General features: G+C 73.8%; 15 protein-coding genes. 11 read left to right on the forward strand and 4 right to left on the reverse strand.

Annotated features, from left to right (window positions below):
• Positions 1-5: 5 nt before the first annotated feature.
• Genes I4I82_RS21445 through I4I82_RS21455 form a run of 3 tightly spaced genes read left to right on the forward strand, consistent with a single transcriptional unit; the run spans position 6 to position 3081 of the window.
• Entirely contained in the window at positions 6-1316 is a 1311-nt protein-coding gene (locus I4I82_RS21445; RefSeq protein WP_218595965.1) for a M20/M25/M40 family metallo-hydrolase, read from the forward strand.
• Complete coding sequence (locus tag I4I82_RS21450) at positions 1316-2089, forward strand: SDR family oxidoreductase (protein WP_218592118.1); 774 nt, start codon at positions 1316-1318, stop codon at positions 2087-2089. Before I4I82_RS21445 ends, I4I82_RS21450 begins: the two co-directional genes overlap by 1 nt.
• A complete protein-coding gene (locus tag I4I82_RS21455; protein ID WP_218592117.1) occupies positions 2086-3081 on the forward strand; it encodes an NADPH:quinone oxidoreductase family protein in 996 nt (331 codons plus the stop codon). The genes I4I82_RS21450 and I4I82_RS21455 overlap by 4 nt, the downstream gene beginning before the upstream one ends.
• Here the strand turns inward: I4I82_RS21455 and I4I82_RS21460 are convergent.
• Positions 3078-3317, reverse strand: coding sequence for a DUF5703 family protein (locus I4I82_RS21460; RefSeq protein ID WP_218592116.1), 240 nt, complete (start codon positions 3315-3317; stop codon positions 3078-3080). The two genes, I4I82_RS21455 and I4I82_RS21460, sit on opposite strands and share 4 nt — an antisense overlap.
• A 111-nt stretch (positions 3318-3428) precedes the next feature.
• Positions 3429-4373 (reverse strand): aldo/keto reductase, encoded by a 945-nt coding sequence (locus I4I82_RS21465; protein ID WP_218592115.1) that lies wholly within the window; start codon positions 4371-4373, stop codon positions 3429-3431.
• 52 nt (positions 4374-4425) lie between these two features.
• Between I4I82_RS21465 and I4I82_RS21470 the strand changes: the two genes are divergently transcribed.
• The 4 genes from I4I82_RS21470 to I4I82_RS21485 are packed head-to-tail and all read left to right on the forward strand — an operon-like array spanning position 4426 to position 7441.
• A complete protein-coding gene (locus tag I4I82_RS21470) occupies positions 4426-5247 on the forward strand; it encodes an undecaprenyl-diphosphate phosphatase (protein WP_218592114.1) in 822 nt (273 codons plus the stop codon).
• Between the two features lie 57 nt (positions 5248-5304).
• Complete coding sequence (locus tag I4I82_RS21475; protein ID WP_218592113.1) at positions 5305-6003, forward strand: histidine phosphatase family protein; 699 nt, start codon at positions 5305-5307, stop codon at positions 6001-6003.
• A gap of 46 nt (positions 6004-6049) precedes the next feature.
• Entirely contained in the window at positions 6050-6619 is a 570-nt protein-coding gene (locus I4I82_RS21480; protein WP_218592112.1) for a DUF3090 domain-containing protein, read from the forward strand.
• A gap of 12 nt (positions 6620-6631) precedes the next feature.
• Positions 6632-7441, forward strand: a complete 810-nt coding sequence (locus tag I4I82_RS21485; RefSeq protein ID WP_218592111.1) for an SCO1664 family protein — start codon at positions 6632-6634, stop codon at positions 7439-7441.
• A 35-nt stretch (positions 7442-7476) separates the two neighbouring features.
• Here I4I82_RS21485 and I4I82_RS21490 read toward each other — a convergent pair whose 3' ends face one another.
• A complete protein-coding gene (locus tag I4I82_RS21490; RefSeq protein WP_218592110.1) occupies positions 7477-8307 on the reverse strand; it encodes an EamA family transporter in 831 nt (276 codons plus the stop codon).
• 109 nt (positions 8308-8416) lie between these two features.
• Here I4I82_RS21490 and I4I82_RS21495 point away from each other — a divergent pair, with 109 nt between their 5' ends.
• Together I4I82_RS21495 and ygiD are read left to right on the forward strand one after the other, a co-directional pair.
• Positions 8417-8782: a DoxX family protein gene (locus tag I4I82_RS21495; RefSeq protein WP_218592109.1), complete on the forward strand. Its 366-nt coding sequence runs from the start codon at positions 8417-8419 to the stop codon at positions 8780-8782.
• Positions 8783-8793: 11 nt separating this feature from the next.
• On the forward strand, positions 8794-9639 hold the full coding sequence (ygiD, locus tag I4I82_RS21500) for a 4,5-DOPA-extradiol-dioxygenase (protein ID WP_218592120.1): 846 nt from the start codon (positions 8794-8796) through the stop codon (positions 9637-9639).
• Between the two features lie 5 nt (positions 9640-9644).
• On the opposite strand, the gene I4I82_RS21505 is transcribed toward ygiD, so the two are convergent.
• Positions 9645-10385, reverse strand: a complete 741-nt coding sequence (locus I4I82_RS21505) for a histidine phosphatase family protein (protein WP_218592108.1) — start codon at positions 10383-10385, stop codon at positions 9645-9647.
• A 169-nt stretch (positions 10386-10554) separates the two neighbouring features.
• On the opposite strand from I4I82_RS21505, the gene I4I82_RS21510 reads away from it, so the two are divergent.
• Positions 10555-11421, forward strand: a complete 867-nt coding sequence (locus tag I4I82_RS21510) for an LLM class F420-dependent oxidoreductase (RefSeq protein ID WP_218592107.1) — start codon at positions 10555-10557, stop codon at positions 11419-11421.
• Positions 11422-11478: 57 nt separating this feature from the next.
• Positions 11479-12951: an NADP-dependent phosphogluconate dehydrogenase gene (gene gnd / locus I4I82_RS21515; protein WP_218592106.1), complete on the forward strand. Its 1473-nt coding sequence runs from the start codon at positions 11479-11481 to the stop codon at positions 12949-12951.
• Positions 12952-13047: the final 96 nt, after the last annotated feature.

Raw genomic sequence — 13047 nt, forward strand, 5'->3', positions numbered from 1 at the left:
GCCGCGTGACCAACTCCGCCGTCGACGAGGTCGTCGAGCTCTGTTCCGACCTCATCCGGATCGACACCACCAACACCGGCGATCCCGACACCGTCACCGGGGAGCGCGAGGCCGCCGAGTACGTCGCGGCGAAGCTCGCCGAGGTCGGCTTCGAGACCGAGATGGTCGAGTCCGGGGCCCCGCGGCGCGACAACGTGTTCTGCCGCCTGCCCGGGGCCGACCCCTCGCGCGGCGCGCTGCTGGTCCACGGCCACCTCGACGTCGTGCCCGCCGAGCCGTCGGAGTGGTCGGTCCACCCCTTCTCCGGGGCCGTGCAGGACGGCTACGTGTGGGGCCGGGGCGCGGTCGACATGAAGGACATGGTGGCGATGACGATCGCCGTCGCCCGCCGCTTCAAGCGCGAGGGCGTGGTGCCCCCGCGCGACATCGTGTTCGCGTTCCTCGCCGACGAGGAGGCGGGCGGCGCGTACGGCGCGCACTGGCTGACGAAGCACCGGCCCGACCTGTTCGAGGGCTGCACCGAGGCCGTCGGCGAGGTCGGCGGGTTCTCGCTCACCCTCGCCGAGGACCGCCGCGTCTACCTCATCGAGGCCGCCGAGAAGGGCATCGCCTGGATGCGGCTGCACGCGCGGGGCAAGCCGGGGCACGGCTCGTTCCTGCACGACGACAACGCGGTCACCCACGTCGCGGAGGCCGTCGCACGGCTGGGCAACCACACGTTCCCGCTGACGATCACCGACACCGTCCGGCAGTTCCTGGAGCGGATGAGCGAGCTCACCGGCCTGGAGTTCCCGGAGGACGACCTGGAGGGCTCGCTGGCCAAGCTCGGGCCGCTCTCGCGGATCGTCGGCGCCACCATCCGCGACACGGCCAACCCCACGATGCTCACCGCCGGCTACAAGGCCAACGTCATCCCGTCCACGGCCGAGGCGGTCGTCGACTGCCGGGTGCTGCCGGGGCGCCAGGAGGCGTTCCTGCGGGAGGTCGACGAGCTGCTGGGCCCGCACGTCACCCGCAGCTGGGTCACCGACCTGCCGCCCGTCGAGACCCCGTTCGGCGGCCCGCTCACCGACGCGATGGCCGCCGCGCTGCGCACCGAGGACCCCACGGCCGAGACGGTCCCGTACATGCTCTCCGGCGGCACCGACGCCAAGGCGTTCGCCGAGCTGGGCATGGCCTGCTTCGGCTTCGCCCCGCTGCGACTGCCCCCGGACCTCGACTTCGCGTCGCTGTTCCACGGCATCGACGAGCGCGTCCCGGTCGACGCGCTCGAGTTCGGCACCCGCGTACTCGACACCTTCCTGAGGAACTCGTGATGGATCTCAACGGCAAGAGCGCGCTGGTCACCGGCGGCGCGTCGGGCATCGGGGCGGCGGTGGCGCGGCGGCTCACCGCGGCCGGCGTCGGGGTGGCGGTGGTCGACCGCGACGAGGCGCGCGCCCGCGAGCTCGTCGACGAGATCGGGGGGCTCGCCGTGCCCGCCGACGTCACCGACCCGGACGTGATCCACCGCGTCGTCGAGGAGGTGGAGGACCACTTCGGCGGCCTCGACATCGCCTTCCTCAACGCGGGCACCACCGCGGGCCAGTCCGGGATCGAGCACCTCGACGTCGAGGCCTACCGCAAGATCATGGGCGTCAACGTCGACCACGTGGTGTTCGGCCTCGCCGCCGCGGTGCCCGCCCTGCGGCGCAGCGGCGGCGGCACGATCATCGCGACGTCGTCGCTGGCCGGCCTGGTGCCGATGCCCGGCGACCCGATCTACACGCTCACCAAGCACGCCGTCGTCGGCTACGTCCGGTCGGTCGCGCCCACGCTGGTCGGCGAGGGCATCCGCGTCGCCGCGCTGTGCCCGGGCTTCGCCGACACCCCGCTGATCGCCCACGCGAAGGACCAGTTCGGCGACTTCCCGCTGCTCACCGCCGACGACGTCGCCGACGCCGTGGAGGCGATCCTCGACCGCGCCGAGGCCGGCGAGTGCTGGTTCGTCCAGCCCGGCCGCGAGCCCGCCCCCTACGGCTTCCGCGGGGTGCCCGGGCCCAAGGGCGCCGGCGCGCCGCCCGCCGTCACGTGGGAGGACCACCGGTGAGGGGCTGGCAGGTCGCCCGCCTGGGCGACCCGTCGGACGTGCTGGAGTTCGGCGAGCTGCCCGACCCGGAGCCCGGGCCCGGGCAGGTGCTCGTGCGCGTGCACGCCGTGGCCTGCAACTTCCCCGACATCCTCGTCTGCCGGGGGAAGTACCAGGAGCGCCCGGAGCTGCCGTTCACGCCGGGCCTGGAGATCGCGGGCGAGGTCGTCGCGGCGGGGGAGGGGGCGCGAGCCGCGGTCGGCGACCGCGTGCTGGGCACCCCGCCGGTCGGCCGCGGCGGCTACGCCGAGCTGGCCGTCCTCGACGCCGCCTCGACCATGGCGTGGCCCGAGGGCATGACGGCGGGGCAGGCGGCCGGGCTGTTCGTCACCTACCAGACGGGCGTGTGCGCGCTGGTGCAGCGCGGGCGGCTGCGGGCGGGGGAGACCCTGCTCGTGCACGCCGCGGCCGGCGGCGTCGGCAGCGCGGCGGTGCAGATCGGTAAGGCGCTGGGCGCCCGCGTCATCGGCACGGCGGGCGGGCCGGCGAAGTGCGAGGTCGTGCGCGGGCTGGGGGCCGACGAGGTCGTCGACTACGCCTCGGAGGACCTCGTCGCGCGCGTCAAGGAGCTGACCGGGGGCCGCGGGGCCGACGTGGTCTTCGACCCGGTCGGCGGCGACATCTTCGACCTCTCGCGCCGGGTCGTCGCGTTCGAGGGCCGGATCCTCGTCATCGGCTTCGCCGGCGGGCGGATCGCCGACGCCCCCACCAACCACGTCCTGGTCAAGAACTACGAGGTCGTGGGCGTGCACTGGGGCTTCTACCGCACGATGGCCCCGGAGCGGATCGACGAGTGGCAGGGCGTCATCGAGGACCTGTGGGCGCGCCGCGCCATCGATCCGCTGGTGAGCGCGGAGCTGCCGCTGGACCAGGCGCCCGAGGCGCTGCGGCTGCTGGGCTCGCGCGGAACGACGGGCAAGGTCGTGCTGGTCCCGGACGGGGTGCCGGCCTAGAAGGAGATCTCGGGCAGCATCCGGTTGCTGCGCTTGCGGCGCAGCGTCGCCTTGCGCACGCCGCCGGGGTAGAGCCGGACGCGGGACAGCTCCCAGCCGCCGAACTCCGCCTGGATCGCGAGCCGCACCGCCGCCGTCACCCGGGAGACGTCCCCGGGGATGTCGATCGGGCGGTACTCCCACTCCCCGTCGACCGCGTCCCCCTCGACGTCGGTGGTGGTCGTGCTCCGGGCCACCGGCACCTCCGCAGTTCGTCGCGCCGCACCGAGCGGCGACTGGCCCCACACGATAGGCGCGGCGCGGACGCGGTGCCAGGTCCGTCGGCGACCCCCTGCGGCCGGACCGGTTCAGCCGGGTGTGCTCACGTCGTCGAGCGCGGCGCGGATCTCCGCGGGCAGCGTCACCGACTCCGTGGCCATCGACGCGGCGAGCTGCGCGGCGTCGCGGGCCCCGACCACCGCCGAGGCGACGCCGGGCAGGTCGCGCACCCACGCCAGCGCGACGGCCAGCGGCGAGGTCCCCAGCCCGTCGGCGGCGGTGAGCACGGCCTGCACGATCCGCGCGGAGCGCTCGTTGCGACGCGCCTCGACGTAGGGGGCCAGCGTGGCCGAGGCGCCGCGCGAGTCGGCGGGGGTGCCGTCGGCGTACTTGCCGGTGAGCACGCCGCGCCCCAGCGGCGCCCAGGCCAGCAGCCCGACGCCGTGGTGCACCGCGGCCGGCACGAGCTCCGCCTCGACGTCGCGGGCCAGCAGGGAGTACTCGACCTGGGCCGACACCGGCACCGTGATCGCGCCGAGCGCCCGGCCCCGCTCGGCGACCGTGGCGAGCTGCCAGCCGCGCGGCGCGACGAGCCCGGCGTAGCGCGCCTTGCCCGACAGCACGGCCACCTGCACCGCCGAGAGCGTCTCGTCGAGCGGCACTCCTGCGTCCCAGGCCGGGAGCTGCCAGAGGTCGAGGTGGTCGGTGCCCAGGCGCTTGAGGGTGGCGTCCAGGCCCGTGAGCAGGGCGCCGCGGGCGGCGCTGTCACCGAGCGGGCCGCCGGGCAGCGTCGCGCGCCCGGCGATCACGAGGTATTCGCGCGGCACCGACGCGGCGAGCACGGCGCCGAGCGTCTCCTGCGCGAGGCCGTCGCCGTAGCCGTCGGCGGTCTCGACCAGCGAGCCGCCGGCGTCGACGAACGCCGTGAGCTGCGCGGTCGCGGCGTCGAGGTCGGTGTCGGCGCCCCAGGTCAGCGTGCCGAGGCCGATGCGGGAGACCTCCAGCCCGCTGCTGCCCACCCGTCGCCTCTGCACGGCGGGGAGCCTACGGCGGGGTCGATCACGGACCCCAGTACGGTCGCTCGACGTGACGTGGCTCGAAGTTCTCGTACTCGGACTGGTGCAGGGGCTGACGGAGTTCCTCCCGATCTCCTCGTCCGCCCACCTGCGGATCACCTCCGAGGTGTTCTTCGGCCGCGACGCGGGCGCCGCGTTCACCGCGGTGACGCAGCTCGGCACGGAGCTCGCCGTGGTCGTCTACTTCGCCAAGGACATCGGGCGGCTGGTCGCGGTGTGGTGGCGGGGCTTCTCGACGCCGATGGTGCGGATCACCGACGACTACAAGATCGCCTGGCTGGTGATCATCGGCACGATCCCGATCGCGGTGCTCGGGCTGCTGTTCGAGGACCAGATCCAGACCGTGGGCCGCAACCTCTGGCTGGTGGCGACCACGCTGATCGTCTTCGGCCTGCTGCTGGGGCTCGCCGAGCGCATCGGGCGCCAGCAGATCGAGCTGCGCAAGATCACCCCGAAGGATGGGATCCTGCTCGGGTTCGCGCAGGCCATGGCGCTGATCCCCGGTGTCTCGCGCTCCGGCGGCACGATCACCGCCGGCCTGTTCCTGGGCATGACGCGCCCTGCGATCGTCCGCTACTCGTTCCTGCTGGCCATCCCGTCGGTGTTCGCGGCGGGGCTGTTCCAGCTGCCCGACGTGTTCGCAGGCGACGGCCCGAGCGTCCTGCAGATGATCGTGGCGACCGTGATCGCGTTCGGCGTCGGCTACGCGACGATCGCCTGGCTGCTGCGCTACGTCGAGGGTCACAGCGTCTACGTGTTCGTCTGGTACCGCGTGGGTCTGGGGGTGCTGCTGCTCGCGGCGCTGAGCACCGGCCGCCTCGCGGCCACCTGATCGCCCGGCGACCTGATCGCCCGGCGACCTGATCGCCCTGCCACGTAGGGTCGAGCCGTGACCACCCTGATCCTGCTGCGCCACGGCCGCTCCTCGGCGAACACCACCGGCGTGCTGGCCGGCCGCACCCCCGGTGTCGAGCTCGACGAGACCGGCCGCGGGCAGGCGGAGAAGGTCGTCGGCCGGCTCGACGGCGTGCCGATCGCCGAGATCGTCTGCTCGCCCATGCTGCGCTGCGAGCAGACCGTGGCGCCGCTCGCGGCCGCCCGGGGGCTCACCCCGCTCACCGAGCCCGACCTGGCCGAGGTCGACTACGGCACCTGGACCGGCGCGGAGCTGAAGAAGCTCGGCAAGGAGCCGCTCTGGAAGGTCGTGCAGGGCCACCCGTCGGCCGCGGTGTTCCCCGACGGCGAGGGCCTCGCGGCGATGCAGGCGCGCGCGGTGGCCGCGGTGCGCCGGCACGGGGCACGGATCGCGGCCGAGCACGGCCCGCAGGCGGTCTGGCTCGCGTGCAGCCACGGCGACGTCATCAAGTCGGTCCTGGCCGACGCGCTGGCCACGCACCTCGACAACTTCCAGCGGATCATGGTCGACACCTGCTCGATCAGCGTCGTGCACTACACCGAGACGCGGCCGTTCGTGGCGCGCGTCAACGACCTCGGCGGGGACGTCGCCGGGCTCGTCCCGCCGGCCCCCAAGCGCCGCCGCCGCACCACCGCCCGCAGCTCCGACGCGGTGGTGGGTGGCACCACCTGACGCGCGGCGTGCCGTCCGCGGCGCGCGGGGCTACTCTGGAGGAGCCATGTCACGCGTCATCCACGTCTTCCGCCAGCCCGAGCGCTTCGTCGCCGGGACCGTCGGCGAGCCCGGCGACCGCTCCTTCTACCTGCAGGCCATCGAGGACTCGCGCACGATCAGCGTGCTCCTGGAGAAGCAGCAGGTGTCGGTGCTCGCCGAGCGCATCGCCGCCCTCCTGGAGGAGGTGAACCGCCGCTTCGGCGACGACGGACCCGCCGGCCCGGCCGACGGCACCGACCTCGACCCGCTGGCCGTGCCCCTCGAGGAGGAGTTCCGCGTCGGCACGATGGGCCTGGGCTGGGACGCCGACTCGAAGTCGGTCGTGGTCGAGCTCCTCGCGGTGAGCGAGGAGGAGGTCGACGAGTCGGTCGTGCTCGACGACACCGACGAGGGCCCCGACGCGCTGCGCGTGTTCCTCTCCCCGACCCAGGCGCAGGCGTTCGCCGACCGCGCCGAGAAGGTCGTCTCCGCCGGGCGCCCGCCGTGCCCGCTGTGCGCCGAGTCCCTCGACCCCGAGGGTCACGTCTGCGTGCGGCTCAACGGCTACCGCCAGCGCACCCCCGCCGGCGACTGAGGCCGCGCCTCGGTGACCGGAACCTCCTCCTCGGCCCGCGACCCGGCGGTGCCGGAGCTGCTGCGCCACGGCCGCATCGAGATCACCGGTCGCCTCGTCGACGCCTCCAACGCCACACTGTTCGGCACGGTCAGCGCCGACGGGGTCGAGGCGAAGTGCGTCTACAAGCCGGTCCGCGGCGAGCGCCCGCTCTGGGACTTCCCGGACGGCACGCTCGCCGGTCGTGAGGTCGGCTCCTACCTCGTCTCGGAGGCGGCCGGGTTCCGCGTGGTGCCGCCGACGCTGCTGCGCGAGGGCCCGTTCGGTCCGGGCATGGTGCAGGCCTGGGTCGACACCGACGACGAGCGCGCGCTCGTCGACGTCTGCTCGCCGAAGAAGGTCCCCGACGGCTGGATCGGCGTGCTGCGCGCCCGCGGCGACCGCGGTGAGCCCGCCGTCCTCGTGCACGCCGACACCCCGGCGCTGCGGCGGATGGCGGCGTTCGACGTCGTCGTCAACAACGCCGACCGCAAGGGCGGCCACGTCCTCGCGGGCACCGACGGCCACCTCTACGGCGTCGACCACGGCCTGACGCTGCACGTCGAGGACAAGCTGCGCACGGTCCTGTGGGGCTGGGTGGGCGAGCCGCTGCCCGGCGACGTCGTCGAGTCGCTGGAGAAGCTGCGCGCCGAGCTCGACGGGAGCTTCGCCGACGTCCTGGGCGAGCACGTCACCCGGCGGGAGGTCCGCACGCTGTCCTCGCGCGTCGACGCCCTGCTCGCCGAGCCGCGCTACCCGGAGCCTTCCGGCTACGGCCCGGCGATCCCGTGGCCGGCGTTCTGAACCGGCCCGACGCGCGCAGCTAGCCCGACCAGCAGCTAGCCCGACGCGAGCAGCACGATCCCGGCCAGCGCGAGGGCGGCGCCCGCCCGCTGCAGCCCGGACGGCCGCTCGCGCAGCAGGACGAACGCGAGCACGACCGTGACGACCGGGTTCAGCGTGGCGATCAGGGAGACCACGCTGAGCAGCCCGATCCGGGTGGCCTCGCCGAACGCGAACGTGCCCAGGGCCAGGAGCAGGCCCGGGACGAGGACCAGCGCACCGTCACGCGGGCCCACCCGCACCGGCGCGCGCAGCAGCACGATCCCCACCCCGGTCGTGACGACGAGCGCCACGCGCGACCACACCAGCGCGCCGGGGGAGGAGTCGGCGGCCGCGCCGGCGTAGGTGGCGAGGAACGTGCCGAACAGGACGGCCGCGGCCAGCGCCCAGCCGAGGCCGTCGGTGCGGCCACCGGAGCTCGCGCCGCCGCGGCGGGCGGCCAGCACGATGCCGGCGAGGACCACCGGGATGCCGACGAGCTGCCACGGGCCGGGGCGGTCGCCGGCCACCAGCCCCACGACGACGGGCACGACCGCGCCGCTCGCCGTGACGGGGGAGAGCACGCTGAGGTTGCCGGTGCGACCCGCGCGGTAGAAGCAGGCGAGCGCGCCGGAGTTGGCCGCGCCGGCGGCGACGGCGTACGCCAGGCCCGCGCCGCTCATCGTCAGGTCGGCGCCGAGCGTCAGCAGCACCGAGACGGCGAGCCCGGCGACCTGGCTGCCCAGCGCCACGGCCGCGAGCGGCATGCGGCGGCCGAGCACCGGCGCGAGGTAGTTCGCGACGCCGTAGGCGAGGGCGGTGCCGAGCGCCAGCAGGATCGCGATCACGTGATCATCATGCGGTACCGGTCACGGTCGGGTGACGTTGCTTCAGCGTTCATGCTTTCTGCGCTAAGTTGTTGAGACCTCAAGTCCCTACGAGCGCTGGGAGCGCACCGTGACCGTCGTCGCCTGGATCCTGCAGATCGTCCTCGCCCTCGCCTTCCTGGGTGCCGGCGGCATGAAGCTCGCCCGCCCGCGGCCCGCCCTCGTGGCGTCGGGCATGGGCTACGCCGAGGACTACTCCGACTCCGCCGTGAAGGGCATCGGCCTCGTCGAGGTGCTCGGTGCGATCGGGCTCGTCCTGCCCGCCGTCACCGGCATCGCGACCTGGCTGGTGCCGGTCGCCGCGATCGGCCTGGCGCTGGTCATGGCCGGCGCGGTCGTCGTGCACGTCCGGCGCAAGGAGGCCTTCGTGCCGCCGCTGGTGCTCGGGGTGCTCTCGCTGGTCCTCGCGGTGCTCCGCATCGCCTACCCTGCTTGACCGTGACCATCATGCCGGCGGCGTTCGTCGGGCACGGCAGCCCCATGAACGCGCTCGAGTCCAACCGCTACACCGAGTCCTGGCGCGCGCTCGGGGCGGCCCTGCCCCGGCCGCGCGCGGTGCTCGTCGTCTCGGCGCACTGGTACATCGGTGCCACCGCCGTCACCGCGATGCCGCGGCCGCGCACGATCCACGACTTCTTCGGCTTCCCCGGCGACCTGTTCGCCGTCGACTACCCGGCGCCCGGCGCGCCCGAGGTGGCGGCGGAGGTCGAGGAGATCGCCAAGCCGACGTGGGTCGGCCAGGACGTCGACAGCTGGGGCATCGACCACGGCACCTGGTCGGTGCTGACGCACATGTTCCCCGAGGCCGACGTGCCCGTGGTGCAGCTGTCGATCGACTCCGGCAAGTCCTTCGACGAGCACCTCGACCTCGGCGCGCGGCTCGCCCCGCTGCGCGAGAGCGGCGTGCTGGTCGTCGGCAGCGGCAACGTCGTGCACAACCTCGGCGGCATGGACCCGCGCCGCCGCGACGAGGGCTTCGACTGGGCGCAGCGCTTCGACGACGCCGCCCGCGCCACGATGACGGGCTCGCCCGAAGCCCTGCCCGGGATCGCCGGCGCGCGCGACTTCGACCTCGCCGTGCCCACCCCGGACCACTTCATCCCGCTGCTCTACCTCGCCGGGCTCGGCGCGGCGTCCGGGAGCGGAACCGACGTGCTCGTCGACGGGTACGCCTACGGGTCGCTGTCGATGACGGCCTACACGCTCGGCCTCGACGCCCCGGTGACGGCGAGCGACACCCCCGGCGCGGGGAGCGTCCCGCCCGGGCGCCCGCCGGAGACCATGAACATCTGACGGGACTAGCGCCCGAAGGACTCGAACCAGGCGCGGTCGATCCACGGGGGCAGGTGCGGCGGCACCGCCATCGCGGTGGTGGTGCCGCGGAACACGACCTCGGTGGTGTCGTCGGGCCGCACCCGGACCCGGATGTCCTCCAGGTTGTGCGGCTCGCCCGGGTCGTGGCCCAGCGTCGTGGCCATGAACGCGCGCATCGGCGCCGAGTGCGTGGCGACGACGACGAGCAGGTCGTCGACGGTGTCGTCGCGCGCCTCGGCGATGCCGCGCCAGAAGCGGTGCGCGGCGACGTGCGGCGGCTCGAAGTACAGCGTCGGGTTGTGCAGCCAGTACTCGATCGGGCCGCCCGCCGCGGCGACGGAGCGGTAGTCGGAGTCGAAGCGGTCGTACTCGCGCGCCCAGTCGGGCAGGTCGCCGGTCAGGCCCAGCCGCTCGGTGACGGCCGCGGAGGTGTCGACGCCGCGGCCGTGCAGCGAGTGGCGCAGGTTGTCGAACCACGGGTCGGGGTGCAGCGGCTCCGGCTCGACCCCGCCCTCGACCAGCGCCTCCCGCAGCCCGACCGCGGTCGCGATGGCCCGCGCGGTGCGCGCGTGCGGCATGCGGACGGTCGTCTCCGGGCCGATCTCCTTGGCGAGCGCGGCGCCGCGCTCGCGGGCCTGCTGCTCGCCGAGGGGGGTGAGTCCGAGGTCGCCGTCGTAGCCGAGCGTCTCACCGTGCCGCAGGAGCACCACTTCGTAGTCCGCCACCCCGCGCACGCTACGGCGCGCCCACCGCCGGAGGGGAGTGCGCCGTACCGGATGGCGGAACGCGGCGCCGTCGCGAGGGTGGGATCGACGCTCCCAGGCGCCGCCTCGCGGGCGGGTCTAGCGTCGGTGACGGGCGGTCGCGCGTGGCGGCCGCGGAAGAGAGAGCACCGTGGAGATCGGTCTGCACGTCGCGGACTTCACCTACCCGAACGGGCCCGCCGGGCTCGCCGACGACCTGACGCGCGTCGTCGTGGCGGCCGAGGAGGCCGGTTTCGCCCGCGTGAGCGTCATGGACCACGTCTGGCAGATCCGGCCCGTCGGCCCCATCGAGAACGACATGCTGGAGGCCTACACGACGCTGGGCTACCTCGCGGCGCGCACCGAGCGCGTCCAGCTGCTGGCCTGGGTCACCGCCGTCACCTACCGCGAGCCGGGCATGCTGGCCAAGCTCGTCACGACCCTCGACGTCCTGTCGAAGGGCCGTGCGTGGCTCGGCATCGGCGCCGCCTGGAACGACGAGGAGGCGCACGGGCTGGGGCTGCCGTTCCCCGGCACCGCCGAGCGGTTCGAGCGCCTCGAGGAGACCCTGCAGATCTGCCTGCAGATGTGGGGCGAGGGCGACGCGCCCTACGAGGGCAAGCACTACCGGCTGGGCCGGACGCTCAACACGCCCGCGCCGCTGCGGCGCCCGCCGATCCTCATCGGCGGGGGCGGGGAGAAGAAGACCCTGCGCCTGGTCGCGCAGTACGCCGACGCCTGCAACCTGTTCGCCGGCCCGGACCTGGAGCGCAAGCTCGAGATCCTGCGCGGCCACTGCGCCGACGTCGGGCGCGACTACGACGCCATCGAGAAGACGGTGATGTTCCCGCTGGACGCGGGGGAGAAGGGCGAGAAGGTCGACGCCCTGCTCACACAGCTGCAGGGCCTGGCCGCGCAAGGCGTCAGCGAGGCGCACGGTTGGGTCCCGGAGGTGTGGAAGCCCGAGCGCCTGGAGCTGATCGGCAAGGAGATCATCCCCGCGGTGGCCTCGCTCTAGGGTGTTCATCGGCACTTCGGAGCCGGCCTGCTGCTTTCGGGCGTCCGAGACAGCAGTATGGCTCCGGAGTGCCGATCGTCCGTCGTCGTCGTGAGGAGAGTTGTGAGCAGTCGCATCGGGGTCACCGGCCTGGCCGTCATGGGGGCCAACCTGGCCCGCAACATCGCCCGGCGCGGGGTGCCGATCGCCGTGCACAACCGCACGACGGCGAAGACCCGCGAGTTCATGGAGGCCTACGGCAGCGAAGGCGAGTTCACCGCCGCCGAGACCACCGAGGAGTTCGTCGCCGCGCTGGAGAAGCCGCGGCGGATCATCGTGATGGTGAAGGCGGGCAAGCCCGTCGACGCCGTGATCTCCGAGCTCACGCCGCTGCTCGACGAGGGCGACATCATCATCGACGCCGGCAACTCGCACTTCCCGGACACCAGGCGCCGCACCGAGGAGTGCGCGGCCAACGGGCTGCGCTTCATGGGCATCGGCGTGTCCGGCGGCGAGGAGGGCGCGCTGCTCGGGCCGAGCATCATGCCCGGCGGCGACCCCTCGGCCTACGCGGAGGTCGAGGAGGTCCTGACCTCGATCGCCGCGGTCGTCGACGGCACCCCGTGCTGCGTCCACGTCGGACCGGACGGCGCCGGGCACTACGTGAAGATGGTCCACAACGGCATCGAGTACGCCGACATCCAGCTCATCGCCGAGGCCTACGACCTGCTCACGCACGTCGGCAGCCTCGACGCCCCGGCGATCGCGACGATCTTCGAGGAGTGGAACACCGGCGACCTCGAGTCGTTCCTCATCGAGATCACCGCGAAGGTGCTCGGCAAGACCGACGAGCGGACGGGCGGCCCGCTCGTCGACGTGATCGTCGACCAGGCGGAGCAGAAGGGCACCGGCACCTGGACCGCCGTCGACGCCCTCGGCCTGGGCGTCCCGCTCACCGGCATCACCGAGGCGGTGTTCGCGCGCGGGCTCTCCGCGCTGCGCGACGAGCGCAAGGCGGCGGCGGCCACGCTCGCCGGCCCCGTGCCCGGCGAGGGTCCCGACGGCCTCGTCGACGACATCCGCCAGGCGCTCTACGCCTCGAAGGTCGTGGCCTACGCGCAGGGCTTCGCGCAGATGCGGGCGGCGTCGTTGGCCAACGGCTGGGACCTCGACCTCGGCGCCATGGCCACGATCTGGCGCGGCGGCTGCATCATCCGCGCGCAGTTCCTCAACCGGATCCGTGACGCCTACGCCGAGCACCCCGACATCGACAACCTGCTGATGGTGCCCTACTTCACCGAGGCCGTCGCCGACGCGCAGGACGCGTGGCGGCGGGTGGTGGTGACGGCGACGCAGCAGGGCGTGGCGATCCCGGCGTTCGCGAGCTCGCTGAGCTACTACGACGGCTACCGCCGCGAGCGCGGCCCGGCCAACCTCATCCAGGGCCTGCGCGACTACTTCGGCGCGCACACCTACCTGCGCACCGACGCCGAGGGCAAGTTCCACACCCGGTGGGGCCAGGACGGCAGTGAGGTGCGGACGGACGGCTGAGTCCGCTCGGGGGCTCCGGAGTGGCAGCAAGGCCACCTCGTGGACGGTTCATGGGATGAAGGTGGCCCTGCTGCAACCGGGCGAGGCGGGTCAGGC

This window comes from Pseudonocardia oceani, from assembly GCF_019263585.2.
Lineage (GTDB): Bacteria > Actinomycetota > Actinomycetes > Mycobacteriales > Pseudonocardiaceae > Pseudonocardia > Pseudonocardia oceani.

What these genes read in the sequence shown, in the direction of transcription:
- I4I82_RS21450 (WP_218592118.1), top strand. Translation starts at nt 1,316, where the DNA reads ATGGATCTCAACGGCAAGAGCGCGCTGGTCACCGGCGGCGCGTCGGGC.
- I4I82_RS21480 (WP_218592112.1), top strand. Translation starts at nt 6,050, where the DNA reads ATGTCACGCGTCATCCACGTCTTCCGCCAGCCCGAGCGCTTCGTCGCC.
- ygiD (WP_218592120.1), top strand. Translation starts at nt 8,794, where the DNA reads ATGCCGGCGGCGTTCGTCGGGCACGGCAGCCCCATGAACGCGCTCGAG.
- gnd (WP_218592106.1), top strand. Translation starts at nt 11,479, where the DNA reads ATGGCTCCGGAGTGCCGATCGTCCGTCGTCGTCGTGAGGAGAGTTGTG.